Genomic DNA, 16,030 nt, shown 5'->3' with positions numbered 1-16,030 from the left:
TAAAATAAAGAATGAATTCAAACGAAATTGAAATACACAAGGAATTAAAGAAGTATTTCGGCTTTAGCCAATTTAAGGGCTTGCAGGAGCAAGTCATTACGAGTATTTTAGGTAAGAAGAATACTTTTGTAATTATGCCTACGGGCGGTGGAAAGTCTCTTTGTTATCAATTACCCGCTTTAATTCAGGACGGAACGGCAATTGTTGTTTCACCCTTAATTGCTTTGATGAAAAATCAGGTTGATGCGATTCGAAGCCTTTCTTCAGAAAACGGAATTGCCCACGTTTTAAATTCCTCGCTTACTAAAACTGAAATTGCCCAGGTTAAAAAAGATATAAGCTCCGGTTTGACCAAGCTTTTATATGTAGCCCCAGAATCGTTGACAAAAGAAGAGTATGTTGCCTTTTTGCAAAGTGTGCCAATTTCTTTTGTTGCGATTGACGAAGCGCACTGTATCTCAGAATGGGGACATGATTTTAGGCCAGAGTACAGGAATCTTAGAAGTATAATTAAGCAATTAGGAAAAGTGCCAATTATTGGACTTACCGCAACTGCAACCCCAAAAGTTCAGGAAGATATTCTGAAAAACCTTGATATGTCTGATGCAAATACTTTTAAAGCATCATTCAACAGACCGAACTTATTTTATGAAGTTCGCACAAAAACGAAAAATATTGAGTCGGATATTATTCGATTTATCAAACAACATAAAGGCAAATCTGGAATTATTTACTGCTTAAGCCGTAAAAAAGTTGAATCGATTGCCGAAGTTTTACAAGTAAACGGAATCAGTGCTGTTCCTTATCACGCAGGTTTAGATGCAAAAACACGAGCCAAACATCAAGATATGTTTTTGATGGAAGATGTGGATGTTGTTGTAGCAACAATCGCCTTCGGAATGGGAATCGATAAGCCAGATGTTCGTTTTGTAATTCACCACGATATTCCAAAATCGCTAGAAAGTTATTATCAAGAAACCGGACGTGCCGGACGTGATGGTGGAGAAGGGCATTGTCTTGCTTATTACTCTTATAAAGATGTAGAAAAGCTGGAAAAATTCATGTCTGGAAAACCAGTTGCGGAACAGGAAATTGGTTTTGCGCTTTTGCAGGAAGTTGTGGCTTACGCCGAAACTTCGATGTCGCGTAGAAAGTTTCTTCTTCATTATTTCGGAGAAGAATTTGACAGCGAAACAGGCGAAGGTGCGGATATGGATGACAATGTTCGAAATCCGAAACATAAAGTCGAAGCCAAAGATCAAGTGGTCAAATTGCTTGAAATTGTCCGCGACACCAAACATATTTACAAATCAAAAGAAATTGTGTTTACTTTGATCGGGCGCGTAAATGCTGTAATCAAAGCACACAAAACAGATACACAGTCTTTCTTCGGATCGGGTTCAGATCATGATGAAAAATACTGGATGGCATTATTGCGACAAGTTTTAGTTTCAGGTTATTTGTCAAAAGATATTGAGACTTACGGCGTTATAAAAATTACGAAAGAAGGTTTGGATTTTATCAAAAATCCAGTTTCGTTTATGATGTCTGAAGATCATGAATACACAGAGGCAGATGATGAAACAATTGTTACTGGAGGCAAATCTTCTGGTACCGCAGATGAAGTTTTAACCGGAATGCTTCGTGAACTTCGCAAAAAAGTAGCCAAAAAACTGGGAGTGCCTCCATTTGTAGTTTTCCAGGATCCTTCTCTTGAAGATATGGCTTTAAAATATCCGATAACTATACAGGAATTATATAATATTCACGGTGTTGGTGAAGGAAAAGCAAAAAAATACGGAAGTGAGTTTGTGGCTTTAATTAGTCGTTATGTCGAAGATAATGATATTATTCGCCCAGACGATTTGGTTGTAAAATCTACAGGTGTCAACTCAGCAAATAAACTTTATATTATTCAAAATATTGACAGAAAACTGCCTTTAAGTGATATTGCTTCTGCAAAAGGACTTTCGATGGATGCTTTGATCAAAGAAATGGAACAAATTGTGTATTCCGGAACAAAGCTGAATATCAAATATTGGCTTGACGATATGTTAGATGATGACCAGCAGGAAGAAATTCACGATTACTTCATGGAATCAGAATCAGATAAAATTGAAGATGCCTTAAAAGAATTCGATGGCGATTACGATATTGATGAATTGCGTTTAATGCGTATTAAGTTTATCAGCGAAGTTGCGAATTAAAAATGTTTCATGAAATTTTATAGACTGTTTTTTGTTTTCTTTTTATTGTTTTCATTCAAATCTTTTGCAACTGCTCAAGTTCCAGATTATTTGATTGTCGGTAAAGATACTTTAAGGATTCAATCCAACCCACTAGAAGGATATCTTAAGGACCATCCAATTCCAGAAAATTTAATAACAAGTGTTTCTAGTGCTAATTGGAGAGGTTATATTGCCTATTTTAAATTTTTGAACGGAAAATTAGTTGTAGAGAATATCTATAAAGAAGACTATGTCGAGAAAGAAAATGGCAACTCGAGTTCTTCTTTGGTTTCTATTTATAAGGAGATTTTTGGCAAGCAGAAAAATTTTGAATGCAATTTTTATTCTGGATTGCTGATTTGTCCTTCGGGAAAAATGTTGCAGTACGTTCATATGGGTTATAGTTCGCTTTATGAAAATTATGAGCTTATAGAAATAAAAAATGGCGTCAATATTAAATCGAAAAAATTTAATGCAGAGGAATTTCAAAAATTTAAAATTGATTATTTCCGATATTTTAAACATACAGAAGAATATAAAAGCCAGTTTAAAGAATTTAAAGAAATGGGATTTCAAACTGGTTCTTCTAACAGTTCGTTTTTAATTGAGAATCCCGGAACTGGAAGAGAAAATAAGTCACTCAAGAAAAAAGAAGAAGAGTTTAAACTCGAAAAGCAAATTGACTCGTTTATGTTTCTTTTTTTAAATGATTATATAAAAACAATAGAAATTCCAACTAAATAAACTTTATGAAAAAAATCTCTCCGTTAGTTAAAATAGTGGTTTTGGCGCTATTTTCAGTTTTAATTTATAGTTTTTCGATCGATAAAAAAGAACAGGATTCTAAATTAGTCGGTATTTGGAAAGGCTTTGAGAAAGATGCACAAATTGATGGTGTCGAAAAACACTGGATACAACAAAGATTTGCTGACGGTACCTATATGATAATGTTTACTGCAAAAGAAAACTGCGAAATAGAAACTTTTACAGAAAAAGGAAAGTGGTGGACTGAAGACGGCAAGTTTTATGAAGCTTCGGAAAGTAGCAAAGACATTGATGTTTACAAATACGAAGTCAAAAATGAAGAAGAAGTTCAATTTAAAAGTGTCAAATTATTAGGGAAAAATAATGATACCTATACATTTAGCGATTATAAACTTGATCTGAAATAAACAGATAAAGACTCTCATAAAAAATCCAAATTCCAAAGCTATTATGCAGTTGGAATTTGGATTTTTTTATTGGAATTTAAAGCATTGAAATTTATTCTTCAAATAGTTCTCCACGATGCGGTTTCAGAGCATCTCTTACCTGAATCATATTTTCATCGGTTACGACCATAAAAGCTATGGCGTACATATCATCGATAACTTTAAATCCTGTAATATTTAAAGGGAGTTTTTCAATAGCGATATATTCTTTTAAATGAATTTCGTGATGTTCTGCTGTTTTTGCAGAAGCCGGACCGCGGAAATCCCAAATCAGTTTTATTTTTCTAGACATTTTTTTTAAAAGGTGCAAAGGTTCAAAGTGACAAAGGTACAAAGTCTTTTTTAAGGTTCTAAGATTCTCAGATGCTAAGGTTCTAAGTTTTTCTGTAGAGGCGCACTGCAGTGCGTCTAATCGTTCTGAAAAGAAATCTTTTTATTCATAATAATCTGTGGCCAAAAAGAAATAATATAGGTTTTGTGAAAGATGCATTAATCATAAAATCTGCTTTGATCTGTTTTAATCTGTGTGCAAATTTTTCATTAAAGATAAAATCTCATTACAAAATTGTATTTTTGCATCTTCTTTTCATAGAAAGAAAAGCTAATACATAAGATACAATGCCAAGAGAACTTTTACTTCAGGTAACTCCAGAAACTGCTGCAAACGACGTGTTGCTTAAAGATTATTTGTCCAAACAAATAAAAGTTTCTCCAAACGAAATTCAGCATATTTCCATTTTAAAACGCTCAATTGATGCGCGCCAGAAAGCGATTAAAATCAATTTGAAAGTTCTAATTTATTTAAAAGGAGAGCCTTTTCAGGAAACTAAAATTGAACTTCCTATATATAAAGATGTTTCAAATGCACAAGAAGTAATTGTAGTTGGTGCTGGTCCGGCTGGACTTTTTGCCGCTTTGCAATTAATTGAATTAGGCTTAAAGCCAATTGTTCTCGAGCGCGGAAAAGACGTACGCGGGCGCCGACGCGATTTAAAAGCAATAAACAGAGAACATATCGTTAACGAAGATTCAAATTATTGTTTTGGTGAAGGTGGAGCTGGAACGTATTCTGACGGAAAATTATATACACGTTCTAAAAAACGCGGTGATGTAACCCGAATTTTAGAGCTTTTGGTAGGTTTTGGTGCTTCCGAAGATATTTTGGTTGAAGCGCATCCACATATTGGAACCAATAAATTGCCTAAAATTATTGAAGATATCCGCAATAAAATCAGGGAATTTGGCGGTCAGGTTTTGTTTGAAACCCGAGTTAGTGATATTCTCGTAAAAAATAACGAAGTTGAAGGAGTTGTAACTCAAAACGGAGATAAAATTCATGCCAATAAATTAATCTTGGCAACAGGACATTCGGCGCGTGATATTTTTGAATTATTAGATAAAAAGAAAATTTTAATAGAAGCAAAACCTTTTGCTTTGGGTGTTCGTGCAGAACATGCGCAAGAATTAATTGATAGCATTCAATACAGTTGTGATTTCCGTGGAGAACATTTGCCACCAGCGCCATATTCAATCGTGAAACAAGTTAACGGACGCGGAATGTACTCATTCTGTATGTGTCCGGGTGGTGTAATTGCGCCTTGCGCAACAAGTCCGGGGGAAGTGGTTACAAACGGTTGGTCACCATCAAAACGCGATCAGAGTACTGCAAACTCAGGAATTGTTGTCGAGTTAAAATTAGAAGATTTTAAACCTTTTGCCAAATTTGGTGCTTTAGCGGGAATGGAATTTCAAAAAAGCATCGAGCAAAAAGCATGGCATTTGGCCGGACAAACTCAAAAAGCTCCAGCGCAGCGAATGATCGATTTTACGCAAAGCAAAGTTTCGGCAGATATTCCAAAAACATCATACGTTCCAGGAACCACTTCGGTTGAATTGGGTCAAGTTTTTCCAGGGTTTTTGACGCAGATTATGCGTCAAGGATTTCAGGAATTTGGGAAATCAATGCGAGGTTATTTAACCAATGAAGCGATTTTGCATGCGCCAGAAAGCCGAACTTCATCGCCGGTAAGAATTCCGAGAGATCCTTTGACTTTAGAACATTTGCAGATAAAAGGATTGTATCCATGCGGAGAAGGAGCAGGTTATGCTGGCGGAATTATTTCTGCGGCAATTGATGGCGAAAAATGTGCTTTAATGATTGCGGAGGCTTTGAGATAAAAATAATAGCCACGAATTACACGAATTTACACGAATCAAATTTTAGTCTTAGAGAAAAAATTAGTGAAAATTTGTGTAATTTGTGGCGAAAAAATTACGGAATCAAAATAATTTTCCCGGTACTTTTTCTGCTTTCCAGATAATCGTGTGCCAGTTTTCCTTCTGATAATTTGAAAGAAGTTGGCTCAGAAAGTTTGATTTTTCCCTCGATAATCCAATTGAATAATTGTGTTGCGCGTTTGATGCGTTCTTCTTTAGAATTTAAGTAACTCCATAAATCGCCTCCGGTTAAAGTTTTTGAACCGTCCATTAACATTCTTGGATCTACAGGCGCAGGATCTCCTCCGGCCATTCCGAAGAAAACCACTTGCCCACATTCTTTTGTGACTTCGAAACTTTCTGCTAAAGTACTTCCGATACTGTCGTAAACCACGTCAACACCTTTTGGGGCAATTTCGAAAACCTGTGATTTCCAATTTTCATTGTAAAGAAAAACATGATCTGCGCCTTGTTCAAAACCAACTTTCGCTTTTTCTGAAGAAGAGGTCAAGCCAATAACATTCGCGCCTAAAAGTTTGCTGATTTGAGTCAGAATTTGTCCAACTCCGCCGGCAACAGCGTGAATTAATACCGTTTCTCCTTTTTGAGTTTTATGGCTGTCGGTTGCTAAATAATGTGCCGTTAAACCTTGCAATAAAACCGAAGCGGCAGTTTCGAAAGAAATTGCTTCAGGCAAAGGCAAGACATGATTTATATTAACTGCAACCAATTCTGCATTTGCGAAGGGAACATCGGCGAAAGCCACTCGGTCACCCACTTTATATTTGGGGTGATTGTTTGCGTCAACAACGATTCCGGCACCTTCATAACCGGCAATAAAAGGAGGATTTCCTTTTAAATGATAATTTCCTTTTCGTCTGTAAACATCGGCAAAGTTTAATCCGATGGCTTTCATTTCGACTAAAATTTCATCAGATTTTAATTGAGGATTTGGAATTTCGATATATTCTAAAACATTTGAATCCCCAAAAGTGGAGAAAGTAAGTGCTTTCATTTTTAGTTTTTTTAAGTTTACAAAGAACGGAAAATATATTGGCTCCATTTTAAAAATAATCTTTAAAAAAAAAGTAACAACTTGAATTCAGGTTGTTACTTTGAGTTAAATTAAAAAGGTTGGGATATCGGTCATGGTTTATTTTTTAGTTTTTATTTCTGTTACAATCAAATTAACAGTTGTATCTCCTAAATTTTTTGCCATATGTGTAACAGCTGGTATATACATGGCATCTCCGGCTTTAATATCCATAACAATGGGAGCTTTGCCTTTATCGGTTATTTCAATTTTTCCATCAGCCAATGCATAGATGGTGTGATCAGGATGATGATGCCATGGAATTGTTTCTCCAGGATTAATCTCAACTTGCAATATTCTTACTCTTTCATTCTCAAGAAGTACCTTTTTATATGCATTAGGCGCTACTTTTAAGGGATCTTGTGCATAGATATTTGCACTTAATATCAAAAGTAATAGTAGGAACAGAGGCATTAAATTCTTTTTAATTGTTTTCATTTCATTTCTTTTTTATTGGTTAAATTTTCCTAGAATTGTTTATTACGTGTTCTTTTTGAAAACTTTGTCACGGTTGCATTTTGTGAAAAAGACAAAGTTCTCTTGCAGTGCATTTTTTTTAATTAATGCGAAGAGGCAGATTTTTCCTGATTCGAAAAATTACGGTTAGGATATTCAGCTAGAAAAATTGGATTTCATTTTGCAGATGTGGGATCTTCGGATTTCGGTAATGCAGATCTCCATGTCGCTTGTTTGAATCCGTCATTTTTTTTTCGGCTTATCTTCACTGGTTTGGGAAATTGAAGTGCGATAAATAGTGTCTATTTTGGGACTACTAATTTACAAAAAAAAGAGATGTGGAATGTTTTAAAATCAAATTATTAGTCTTACTCTTGCCTGTAATGTATTTGTTTTTAGTTATTTGTATTTGTTTTAATCCGAATATTCGTGAAATTATACAACAACAAAGCCATTAGTAAATACTTTTTATTTACAAATGGCTTTGTTTTTAGGTTGCTTTTAAAAACTTTTCGGTTTTATATTTTAGGCAATTTCATTTCATTAAAAGTGCTTTTTTGTTTGGCCATAGCCTCGATATCTTGCCATTTTCTTGGAGCTTCTGCAGAAAGATTTTCGTATGAATCTTTTAACATTAAAATGTCATCTTCGATACGAACGCCAATGTTCCACCATTTTTTATCGCATTTGCTGTTTGCTGGAATGTAAATTCCGGGTTCAACAGTAAGAATCATGTTTTCTTTTAAAGTTCCCATGTAATTTCCTTTGTCATGAACATCTAATCCAAGAAAATGTGAACATCCGTGCGGATAATAAATTCGGGCATCTTTTGGGTCTGTAATAATTCCTAATTTAATGAGTCCTGCAGCAACTACTTCTCTGGATCTTTTGTTCAAATCCTGAATTGGAGTTCCTTCTTTACAAAGTTTAAAAACTTCTTCTTGCGCTTCATAAACAATTTGGTAAATGGCTTTTTGTTCTTCGGTGAATTTTCCGTTTGCCGGAATCGTTCTAGTAACATCTGCAGAATAACCGTGATATTCAGAACCGACATCCATCAATAGTAATTGATTGTCAATTTTTGTCGCGTTGTTTTCACCATAATGCAAAATGCATCCGTTTGCGCCAGCTCCCACAATTGGCGGATAACCTTCGTCTTCGGCACCGTAATGTCTGTGAATGTACGAGTGAATTCCATCGGCTTCATTTTCGCTCATATCTGGGCCAACTGCTTTCATAACTTCATTATGCGCAATGCAGGAAAGTTTTACGGTTTTACGCATCAAATCAAGTTCTTCGGGAGTTTTTATTTCGCGAAGCGAATTGGTGATGTTGTTAAATAAATCTGTAGAAGATTCATTTTCTTGAGTAATTGAAGCTTTGGATTTGAAAATCTGAATTAAGCCAAAAAGATCGAATCCGCTTTTGTCGTTGGCTAGATCTGTCGGAATCTTATCATAAATTATTTTGTCGAACTTTTGAAAATCAATTTGAAAAGCATTAAAATCTTTTCCGTTGTAAGCGGTTGAGAAACCAAGTTTTGATTTGGCGCCTTCAACGCCCAAACGCCTTCCTGTCCACATTTCGCGATTCGCATTTCTTTCTCTCACAAAAAGGATTTCGTTGTATTTTTCATCTCCTTGCGGTTCTTTAAAAATCAATAAAACGCCATCAGCTTCTTTGTAGCCTGATAAATAATACATATCTGGGTTTGCATGATAATTGTAATTGACGTCTTTTGAAAAAACTCTTTCAGGATATGAAAAAATTACTGCAACAGAATTGGCAGGCATCAAAGCTCTGAAAGCTTCACGACGCCCTTTGTGAAATTCTTTTGAAAGATAATCCGTAGGAAGATTTTCCTGTGATTGTATTTGGTTGATTGTAATTAAGAATGCAAAGAATGCTACTAATTGCTTCATTTTTTTGATTTTTTGTTGAGGTTTCTTAGTTTTTATCATTGCAAATTACGAAAAAAATAGATTAGCAAATTGTAATTTAAGTATTTGATTGAGATTGTTTTGAATAAAATGACGTAACTTAGAGATTGGAAAATTTCAATTTGTAGTGAAATTTAAGCTCAGAAAGGCATGAATCTTGAGAATGGAATGTTTATAACAGAATTTTAATCTTAAAAAAACAAATTTTATTAATCTTTAAAAATGCATTTTATGAAAAAATATACACTTGCTGTCGTTTCGGTTTTAACTTTATTACTTAACTCTTGTATGGCTTCAAAAGATAAAAGCATAGCGAACATTTATGATACAACTTGGGAATTAGAGTATATTTCTGGACCAAGAATTGCTTTCGAAGGTTTGTATCCAAACAAAAAACCACAAATTACTTTTGATCAAAAAGAAACAAAAGTATTTGGGAATAATGGATGCAACGGATACAGCGCACCTTATACTTTAAAAGGGAATTCTTTGACTTTTGGAGAACCTGGGCCAACCACAATGATGTTTTGCGATGGAGGAGGAGAACAGCAATTTTTGCAACAAATGAAAAAAATTACAAGCTATTCTATTGATAAAGATGGAAAATTGATTTTGAATGAAGGCGATGTAGCAAAAATGCGATTTAAAAAAGTAGCGAAACAATAATGTAAGCTTATTCACATTTGTAAAAGTTTCAAACTTTGTGAAAGTTCAGATTTATAAAAAAGGGGAAATGAATCGATTCATTTCCCCTTTTATTTAGGATTTCTTTTTCAGTTTGTCTTTAAAGACTTTTTCGAATTTTTCGATTTTTGGCTGAATGACCATTTTGCAATACGGCTGACTTTTATTGTTGGCATAATAGTTTTGATGATAATCCTCGGCTTTGTAAAAAACTTTGAAAGGTTCCAATTTGGTCACAATCGGATTATTATACACTTTTGCTTTATTAAGTTCGGCAATAATGCTTTGCGCAGCCTTTTTTTGTTCTTCGTTTTTATAAAAAATCACTGAGCGGTATTGCGTTCCAACATCTGCACCTTGACGATTTAAAGTTGTGGGATCGTGAACGGTGAAAAAGACTTTGAAGATTTCATTGATATCCGTTACGTTTTTGTCGTAAGTAATTTGAACTACTTCGGCATGACCGGTTTCTCCAGTGCAAACTTCTTCATAAGTAGGATTTGGGACATTTCCTCCAGAAAATCCAGAAACCACAGATTTTACTCCGTCTAAATTTTCATAAACTGCTTCAACGCACCAGTAGCATCCGCCACCGAGTGTAATGGTTTCAAGATTTGAAGGTTTTTTGTTTTGAGAAAACCCGTTTAGCGATAAAGCAAACAGGCAAATTAAGAGTATATTTTTCATAGAATAAATTATTTAGAATCGGGAATAAAATCTAAAGCGATTGAGTTCATGCAATAACGTTTTCCAGTTGGTTCAGGACCGTCGTCAAATAAATGGCCTAAATGCCCGCCACATCTTCCGCAAAGCGCTTCGATGCGTTCCATTCCGTATGAATTGTCATTTTTGAAAATTATGCTGGTTTTGTTTTCTTGTTCAAAGAAACTTGGCCAGCCGCAACTGCTCGAAAATTTAGCGGTCGATCTAAAAAGTTTATTGCCACAAGAAGCACAATAATAGGTTCCCTTTTCATCAGTATTCCAATATTTTCCTGTAAAAGGTCTTTCGGTGTCTGCTTCTCGCATGACGGCATAAACATCTTCTGGGAGAACTTTTTTCCATTCGGCGTTGCTGACGTTTAATTTGGTTGTATCGGTATTCGAATAATATGGAATTCCTGGTTTGCTGATTTTGTTTTCCATAGCAATTGTTTTAGCGGGTTGCTTTTTTGTGTTTTGACCGCAGGCTTGTAGAATGAAAAGTGGCAATAAAAAACAAAGACTTAAAATTAGATTTTTAGATTTCATGAGTTCTTGGTGCTTTAATCTGTATTTCAAAGATACGTCGAGATTTAGCTTCAAATTACAGTTGGAGTGAGTATTGAGATTTTTTTAAGTGTGTTTTAACTTTTTATTAGTTACGTAAAATAGGGCAATGTAGTTTTTATGTCTTAATTTTAACAGCTTTTAATTTTTAACGTTGGTTATAATATTGTAAATCAGTAAAATATAAATTTGGTCTTGAGCTTAGATTTTGAGTAGCGTAATTAGCATTTTTAAGCCATTTCTTTTTTCGTATTTTTGTTTGCTTAAGAAGCCTTATGACAGAAGAAAACGTAATATTAGTTAATCAAAACGATGAACAAATTGGCTTAATGCCAAAATTAGAAGCACATGAAAAAGCGCTTTTGCACCGTGCCTTTTCGGTTTTTATTTTAAATAGTAAAAACGAAATCATGCTGCAACAGCGTGCGCATCATAAATATCATTCGCCTTTGCTTTGGACAAACACTTGTTGCAGTCATCAAAGAGAAGGTGAAAACAATATTGAAGCAGGAAGCCGAAGATTGTTTGAAGAAATGGGATTTAAAGCCGAATTGAAAGAGCTTTTTCATTTTATTTATAAAGCGCCCTTTGATAACGGTTTAACCGAGCATGAACTCGACCACGTTATGATTGGTTATTATGATGACGAGCCAAACATAAATCCAGATGAGGTCGAAGCTTGGAAATGGATGAGCATTGAAGATGTAAAAGCTGATATTGAAAAACAGCCCGAAATTTATACCGTATGGTTTAAGATAATTTTTGATGAATTTGATCATTATCTAGAGGACCATAAATTATAACCAAAGCAACCAAAAACCTAGATGAGAGTAACCATATCAAGAAAAGCACATTTTAATGCTGCACATCGATTATACAGAAAAGATTGGACAGATGAAAAAAACAATGCTGTTTTTGGAAAATGTAATAATCCCAATTTTCATGGTCACAATTATGGTTTGACAGTTAGTGTTACAGGAAAAATTGACCCGGAAACTGGTTTTGTTTTAGATGTGAAAGTATTAGCGGATATCATACGCGAAGAAGTTGAGATTCCGTTTGATCACAAAAACCTAAATCTGGATGTTCCAGAATTTCAGGATTTGAATCCAACAGCCGAAAATATTGCTGTTGTGATATGGAATAAAATTAAAAAAAGAATTCAGCCCGATTTTGATCTTGAAATCGTGCTTTATGAAACAGACCGCAATTTTGTAACTTATAAAGGAGAATAATAAATGTCATTAAAAATAGGAGATATAGTTCCGAATTTTACTGCAAAAGATAGTCATGGGGAACTTTTTGAAAGCAAAAGCGTTTTAGGGAGAAAGCCACTCGTAATTTATTTTTATCCGAAAGATAATACGCCTGGTTGTACGACCGAAGCGTGTAGTTTTCGCGATCAATATGAAGATTTTAAAGATTTAGGCGCCGAAGTTATTGGTATCAGCAGTGATAGTGTCAAATCACATCACAAATTTGCCAATAAACACAAGTTGCCTTTTATTTTGCTGTCAGATCAAGATAAAAGATTGAGACAATTGTTCGGAGTGCGAAATAATCTTTTTGGACTTTTGCCAGGAAGAGTGACTTATATCGTAGATCGCAATGGTGTCGTAATCTTGATTTTTGATAGTATGAATGCAGCAAAACACATTCCGAAAGCATTAGAAACGATTAAAGAATTAGTATTATAATTTAAGAAAATAGTATTATTTCGATATTTAAATAATAAAGATATTAGCTAAAACAAAACAAATAAGAAACATGCAATTTTATCCATTACAATTTGAGCCTATTTTAAAAGAAAGAATCTGGGGAGGAGAAAAACTTAAGACTTTATTGAATAAACCAATTACTTCTAAAATTACTGGCGAAAGCTGGGAGCTTTCAACAGTAGAAGGCGATGTTAGCGTAGTTTCAAATGGTGCTTTGAAAGGAAAATCATTAATGGAATTGATTGATGAAACTCCAAATGAAATTCTTGGAATCAGAGTTTACGAGCGTTTTGGAAAACAATTTCCGTTGCTTTTTAAATATCTTGATGCTCGCGAAGATCTTTCAATTCAGGTTCATCCAAATGATAAATTGGCAAAAGAGCGTCATAATTCTTTCGGAAAAACTGAAATGTGGTACGTTATGCAGGCTGATGCTGATGCAAGAATCATTGTGGGATTTAAAGAAAACTCAAGCAAAGAGGAATATTTAAAACATTTGCATGATAATACATTGGTTTCGATTTTAGATGGAGTAAAAGCAAAAGCTGGAGATGTTTTCTTTTTAGAAACAGGAACAGTTCACGCAATTGGAGCTGGATTAGTTGTTGCCGAAATTCAACAAACTTCTGATATTACTTATAGATTATACGATTTTGATCGTGTAGATGCGCAAGGAAATAAAAGAGAACTGCACGTAGATTTAGCACTTGATGCAATTAACTATAATAAAGTTGATACTCAAAAGAAATACGAAACAAAAGAAAACGTTTCGAATACAGTTGTCGATTGCCCTTATTTCACAACTAATTTGATTCCTCTAGAAGATAAAATAGAAGTTTCTAAATCTGGAGAAACATTTACAGTGTATATGTGTGTGGAAGGAAGTTTTGAAATCGAATATGACGGTTTTAAACATGCCTATATAAAAGGAGATACGGTGTTGGTTCCAGCTGCGATAAATTCATTTACTTTGAGCGGAAAAGCTTCAATTTTAGAAATTTACATTTCATAGCGCTTAATATAAAGAATATGTGTATTTTTGCAGACGCAAATTAAAATTATAATAAAAATGGCAAACGTTAAAAATTTAAAGAAAGACATCAATTTCGTATTAGGAGATATTATTGAGGCAGTTTACTTGTTTGAGATGTCTACAACAGGAAATCCTACTCCAGAAACGAATGCTTTAATCGATGAAGCTATCGCTGCATTTGATACTTTGATTACAAAAGTGAACGCTAAGAACGTTGAAAATAAAAAAGCACATTTCAAACAAATCAATGTTGAATTAGAACAAACTGCTAATCAATTGATTGAAAAAATCAACGCACTTTAAGCAAAAAAAAGTGTAAAAAAGTGCAAATTTATTTTGGGAAATTGAAAAACCGCTTTATATTTGCACCCGTAATGAGGCCGATGTAGCTCAGCTGGCTAGAGCAGCTGATTTGTAATCAGCAGGTCGTGGGTTCGAGTCCCTCTATCGGCTCAACGGAAACCATCACAGAAATGTGGTGGTTTTTTTAATTATAGAGAGTGGTGCGAAATTTTTTTTGGAATATTAAAAAACATTTATATCTTTGCACTCGCAAAATAGGCCGATGTAGCTCAGCTGGCTAGAGCAGCTGATTTGTAATCAGCAGGTCGTGGGTTCGAGTCCCTCTATCGGCTCAAAAACCATCACAGAAATGTGGTGGTTTTTTTTTGCTCAAAACTGAAAGGTTTGATTTTTCAAGTTTCAAGTTTCAGGTTGGAATTTGGAATTTGTTTTCTTTGGAATTTAAATCTTGATATTTATTTAATTTCAGAATGTATTTTTTTGGTTTTTTTAAACAATAAATTTCTTATGTTTGTTTTTTAACCAAAAAACATACTAATAATGGAAGAAACTTCAGTGTTTGAAAATTTCGAGATGCAGCTCGATCAATCTGCAAAAGATTTTTTAAAAGAAACCGCAAAGTGGGCTTACTTTTTGTCAATTCTTGGATTTATTGGAGTTGGGCTTTTTGTTGTTTTTGCGATTTTCGCGGGAGCGATTTTTGCATCATTAGGTAATACAATGGGAGCGGGTCTTTTTGCAGGTTCTGTGGGAGCATTTATGAGCTTTATTTATTTGGCATTTGCGGCTCTTTATTTCTTCCCAGTATATTATTTGTTCAGATTCGGTTCTAACGCGAAAAGAGCTTTTAGAGAAAACGATTCTGAGGCATTGACATCTTCTTTAGGATATTTAAAATCGCATTATAAATTCATAGGCATTTTGATGGTGACTATATTGTCGCTTTACGCGCTTATATTTGTGCTTGCAATGCTTGGAGGCATATTAGGAAGATAACTTCTAGAAATAAGATTTATCTAAAAAAAAATAATAGCATAAAAAAAACGTCCGAAAGGACGTTTTTTTTTGTTTTATTGTTTCTGTTCCTGCTTTTTGATGTCAGCAATATATTTGGTCAGCTTCTTTCCGTAAAGCGATTGAGCTACTTTTGGTGTCATCGACTTTTGAATGGTATCTAAAAATTTGATGTTGATGTCGTAAATCTCCGCTAAAGCGATATAAGGCGCAATTTCGTGGTCTTTGTTGTTAAGAGCAAAGTTTGTAGCAAATAAGTATTTTCTTTTAGTATTTGAATCGTCTTTTGCGTTAATGCTGTCTAAAGCTTTTTGATCATTTCTTTTCATCGCCTTAAATCTTGGCTCAACCAATGCTAGGGTTTCGTCATTAAAACGGTTGTTTATTTTTTTATACTCTTCGTATAATTCTTGGTTTTTTGACCCTGTAATTTTGGCACTATAAATAAAGTTGTCTAAATTGGTGTCGATATTGATGTTTCCAGGTTCTGCGAAAAATAAAATATTATTATCCATTGAGTTGCTAACTCCTCTGTCTAAAAACAAATAAAGCATTTCTGGAGATTCTAATTTGATATCTCTTTCAAAAGCCGAGCTTCCGTCAATTTTGACACTGTCGATTGCCACAAGTGATGTGTCAACAATTCTTTGAATATATAAAGTTCCTTCTTTTAATCCTTTAATGTTTCCTGTAAGGTGTAGGTGGTCAGTAGGTGTTTCTTTTTTGCTGCATGATGCGAGTAGGGCAATTGCAACAAAGGCAATAATCGATTTTTTCATTAGTTTTTAGATTTTGGTGCAAAATAAAGAAAATAGTTTGAATGTAGCAGATGTGATTAAAATTTTAGTGAAAAATAAATCCCAAT

18 protein-coding genes and 2 tRNA genes are annotated in these 16,030 nt (G+C 34.3%); 13 read left to right on the top strand and 7 right to left on the bottom strand.

Going from position 1 to position 16,030, the window contains the following annotated elements; translation table 11 throughout:
* The first annotated feature begins 11 nt into the window (after positions 1-11).
* From recQ to SCB73_RS03600, 3 genes are read left to right on the top strand one after another with little or no spacing between them, the layout of a single operon-like run.
* On the top strand, positions 12-2,207 hold the full coding sequence (gene recQ / locus SCB73_RS03610) for a DNA helicase RecQ (protein WP_320568788.1): 2,196 nt from the start codon (positions 12-14) through the stop codon (positions 2,205-2,207).
* A gap of 9 nt (positions 2,208-2,216) precedes the next feature.
* Positions 2,217-2,972, top strand: coding sequence for a hypothetical protein (locus SCB73_RS03605; RefSeq protein ID WP_320568787.1), 756 nt, complete (start codon positions 2,217-2,219; stop codon positions 2,970-2,972).
* Positions 2,973-2,977: 5 nt separating this feature from the next.
* A complete protein-coding gene (locus tag SCB73_RS03600) occupies positions 2,978-3,400 on the top strand; it encodes a hypothetical protein (RefSeq protein WP_320568786.1) in 423 nt (140 codons plus the stop codon).
* Between the two features lie 91 nt (positions 3,401-3,491).
* Here the strand turns inward: SCB73_RS03600 and SCB73_RS03595 are convergent, their stop codons facing one another.
* Complete coding sequence (locus SCB73_RS03595; protein WP_320568785.1) at positions 3,492-3,731, bottom strand: hypothetical protein; 240 nt, start codon at positions 3,729-3,731, stop codon at positions 3,492-3,494.
* A gap of 326 nt (positions 3,732-4,057) precedes the next feature.
* On the opposite strand from SCB73_RS03595, the gene SCB73_RS03590 reads away from it, so the two are divergent.
* Positions 4,058-5,617, top strand: coding sequence for an NAD(P)/FAD-dependent oxidoreductase (locus tag SCB73_RS03590; protein WP_320568784.1), 1,560 nt, complete (start codon positions 4,058-4,060; stop codon positions 5,615-5,617).
* A 94-nt stretch (positions 5,618-5,711) separates the two neighbouring features.
* On the opposite strand, the gene SCB73_RS03585 is transcribed toward SCB73_RS03590, so the two are convergent.
* The 3 genes from SCB73_RS03585 to SCB73_RS03575 form a co-directional block, all read right to left on the bottom strand.
* Positions 5,712-6,671, bottom strand: coding sequence for a quinone oxidoreductase family protein (locus SCB73_RS03585; RefSeq protein ID WP_320568783.1), 960 nt, complete (start codon positions 6,669-6,671; stop codon positions 5,712-5,714).
* A 138-nt stretch (positions 6,672-6,809) separates the two neighbouring features.
* Positions 6,810-7,187 (bottom strand): cupin domain-containing protein, encoded by a 378-nt coding sequence (locus SCB73_RS03580; RefSeq protein ID WP_320568782.1) that lies wholly within the window; start codon positions 7,185-7,187, stop codon positions 6,810-6,812.
* Between the two features lie 536 nt (positions 7,188-7,723).
* Positions 7,724-9,127: an aminopeptidase P N-terminal domain-containing protein gene (locus SCB73_RS03575; protein WP_320568781.1), complete on the bottom strand. Its 1,404-nt coding sequence runs from the start codon at positions 9,125-9,127 to the stop codon at positions 7,724-7,726.
* 249 nt (positions 9,128-9,376) lie between these two features.
* On the opposite strand from SCB73_RS03575, the gene SCB73_RS03570 reads away from it, so the two are divergent.
* On the top strand, positions 9,377-9,811 hold the full coding sequence (locus SCB73_RS03570; protein ID WP_320568780.1) for an META domain-containing protein: 435 nt from the start codon (positions 9,377-9,379) through the stop codon (positions 9,809-9,811).
* A gap of 93 nt (positions 9,812-9,904) precedes the next feature.
* Here the strand turns inward: SCB73_RS03570 and msrA are convergent, their stop codons facing one another.
* Both msrA and msrB read right to left on the bottom strand, forming a co-directional pair.
* Complete coding sequence (gene msrA, locus SCB73_RS03565; protein WP_320568779.1) at positions 9,905-10,516, bottom strand: peptide-methionine (S)-S-oxide reductase MsrA; 612 nt, start codon at positions 10,514-10,516, stop codon at positions 9,905-9,907.
* Between the two features lie 8 nt (positions 10,517-10,524).
* Positions 10,525-11,079: a peptide-methionine (R)-S-oxide reductase MsrB gene (msrB, locus tag SCB73_RS03560; protein WP_320568778.1), complete on the bottom strand. Its 555-nt coding sequence runs from the start codon at positions 11,077-11,079 to the stop codon at positions 10,525-10,527.
* Positions 11,080-11,372: 293 nt separating this feature from the next.
* On the opposite strand from msrB, the gene idi reads away from it, so the two are divergent.
* From idi to SCB73_RS03520, 8 genes are all read left to right on the top strand, one after another.
* Positions 11,373-11,900: an isopentenyl-diphosphate Delta-isomerase gene (idi, locus tag SCB73_RS03555; protein WP_320568777.1), complete on the top strand. Its 528-nt coding sequence runs from the start codon at positions 11,373-11,375 to the stop codon at positions 11,898-11,900.
* 21 nt (positions 11,901-11,921) lie between these two features.
* The gene (locus SCB73_RS03550) at positions 11,922-12,332 is read left to right on the top strand and encodes a 6-carboxytetrahydropterin synthase (RefSeq protein WP_320568776.1); all 411 of its coding nucleotides are present in this window, start codon (positions 11,922-11,924) and stop codon (positions 12,330-12,332) included.
* Positions 12,333-12,335: 3 nt separating this feature from the next.
* Positions 12,336-12,794, top strand: a complete 459-nt coding sequence (locus SCB73_RS03545; protein WP_320568775.1) for a peroxiredoxin — start codon at positions 12,336-12,338, stop codon at positions 12,792-12,794.
* Between the two features lie 70 nt (positions 12,795-12,864).
* Positions 12,865-13,827 carry a type I phosphomannose isomerase catalytic subunit gene (locus SCB73_RS03540; RefSeq protein ID WP_320568774.1) on the top strand — a complete coding sequence of 321 codons (963 nt, stop codon included), beginning with the start codon at positions 12,865-12,867 and terminating at the stop codon, positions 13,825-13,827.
* Between the two features lie 57 nt (positions 13,828-13,884).
* Positions 13,885-14,151 carry a hypothetical protein gene (locus tag SCB73_RS03535; RefSeq protein WP_012022371.1) on the top strand — a complete coding sequence of 89 codons (267 nt, stop codon included), beginning with the start codon at positions 13,885-13,887 and terminating at the stop codon, positions 14,149-14,151.
* A gap of 76 nt (positions 14,152-14,227) precedes the next feature.
* Positions 14,228-14,301, top strand: a tRNA-Thr gene (locus SCB73_RS03530).
* A 108-nt stretch (positions 14,302-14,409) separates the two neighbouring features.
* A tRNA-Thr gene (locus SCB73_RS03525) sits at positions 14,410-14,483 on the top strand.
* Between the two features lie 208 nt (positions 14,484-14,691).
* Positions 14,692-15,147 carry a hypothetical protein gene (locus SCB73_RS03520; RefSeq protein ID WP_320568773.1) on the top strand — a complete coding sequence of 152 codons (456 nt, stop codon included), beginning with the start codon at positions 14,692-14,694 and terminating at the stop codon, positions 15,145-15,147.
* 74 nt (positions 15,148-15,221) lie between these two features.
* On the opposite strand, the gene SCB73_RS03515 is transcribed toward SCB73_RS03520, so the two are convergent.
* Positions 15,222-15,944, bottom strand: coding sequence for a DUF4369 domain-containing protein (locus tag SCB73_RS03515; protein ID WP_320568772.1), 723 nt, complete (start codon positions 15,942-15,944; stop codon positions 15,222-15,224).
* Between the last annotated feature and the right edge of the window lie 86 nt (positions 15,945-16,030).

The organism is Flavobacterium sp. KACC 22761 (assembly GCF_034058155.1).
GTDB lineage: Bacteria > Bacteroidota > Bacteroidia > Flavobacteriales > Flavobacteriaceae > Flavobacterium.
The sequence above is the reverse complement of the archived record's forward strand: the minus strand, read 5'-3'. Positions and strand labels throughout refer to the sequence as shown.

Bases quoted from the DNA above. Each gene is read 5' to 3' on its own strand.
- recQ (WP_320568788.1), top strand. From the start codon at position 12: ATGAATTCAAACGAAATTGAAATACACAAGGAATTAAAGAAGTATTTC.
- SCB73_RS03605 (WP_320568787.1), top strand. From the start codon at position 2,217: ATGAAATTTTATAGACTGTTTTTTGTTTTCTTTTTATTGTTTTCATTC.
- SCB73_RS03600 (WP_320568786.1), top strand. From the start codon at position 2,978: ATGAAAAAAATCTCTCCGTTAGTTAAAATAGTGGTTTTGGCGCTATTT.
- SCB73_RS03595 (WP_320568785.1), bottom strand. From the start codon at position 3,731: ATGTCTAGAAAAATAAAACTGATTTGGGATTTCCGCGGTCCGGCTTCT.
- SCB73_RS03590 (WP_320568784.1), top strand. From the start codon at position 4,058: ATGCCAAGAGAACTTTTACTTCAGGTAACTCCAGAAACTGCTGCAAAC.
- SCB73_RS03585 (WP_320568783.1), bottom strand. From the start codon at position 6,671: ATGAAAGCACTTACTTTCTCCACTTTTGGGGATTCAAATGTTTTAGAA.
- SCB73_RS03580 (WP_320568782.1), bottom strand. From the start codon at position 7,187: ATGAAAACAATTAAAAAGAATTTAATGCCTCTGTTCCTACTATTACTT.
- SCB73_RS03575 (WP_320568781.1), bottom strand. From the start codon at position 9,127: ATGAAGCAATTAGTAGCATTCTTTGCATTCTTAATTACAATCAACCAA.
- SCB73_RS03570 (WP_320568780.1), top strand. From the start codon at position 9,377: ATGAAAAAATATACACTTGCTGTCGTTTCGGTTTTAACTTTATTACTT.
- msrA (WP_320568779.1), bottom strand. From the start codon at position 10,516: ATGAAAAATATACTCTTAATTTGCCTGTTTGCTTTATCGCTAAACGGG.
- msrB (WP_320568778.1), bottom strand. From the start codon at position 11,079: ATGAAATCTAAAAATCTAATTTTAAGTCTTTGTTTTTTATTGCCACTT.
- idi (WP_320568777.1), top strand. From the start codon at position 11,373: ATGACAGAAGAAAACGTAATATTAGTTAATCAAAACGATGAACAAATT.
- SCB73_RS03550 (WP_320568776.1), top strand. From the start codon at position 11,922: ATGAGAGTAACCATATCAAGAAAAGCACATTTTAATGCTGCACATCGA.
- SCB73_RS03545 (WP_320568775.1), top strand. From the start codon at position 12,336: ATGTCATTAAAAATAGGAGATATAGTTCCGAATTTTACTGCAAAAGAT.
- SCB73_RS03540 (WP_320568774.1), top strand. From the start codon at position 12,865: ATGCAATTTTATCCATTACAATTTGAGCCTATTTTAAAAGAAAGAATC.
- SCB73_RS03535 (WP_012022371.1), top strand. From the start codon at position 13,885: ATGGCAAACGTTAAAAATTTAAAGAAAGACATCAATTTCGTATTAGGA.
- SCB73_RS03520 (WP_320568773.1), top strand. From the start codon at position 14,692: ATGGAAGAAACTTCAGTGTTTGAAAATTTCGAGATGCAGCTCGATCAA.
- SCB73_RS03515 (WP_320568772.1), bottom strand. From the start codon at position 15,944: ATGAAAAAATCGATTATTGCCTTTGTTGCAATTGCCCTACTCGCATCA.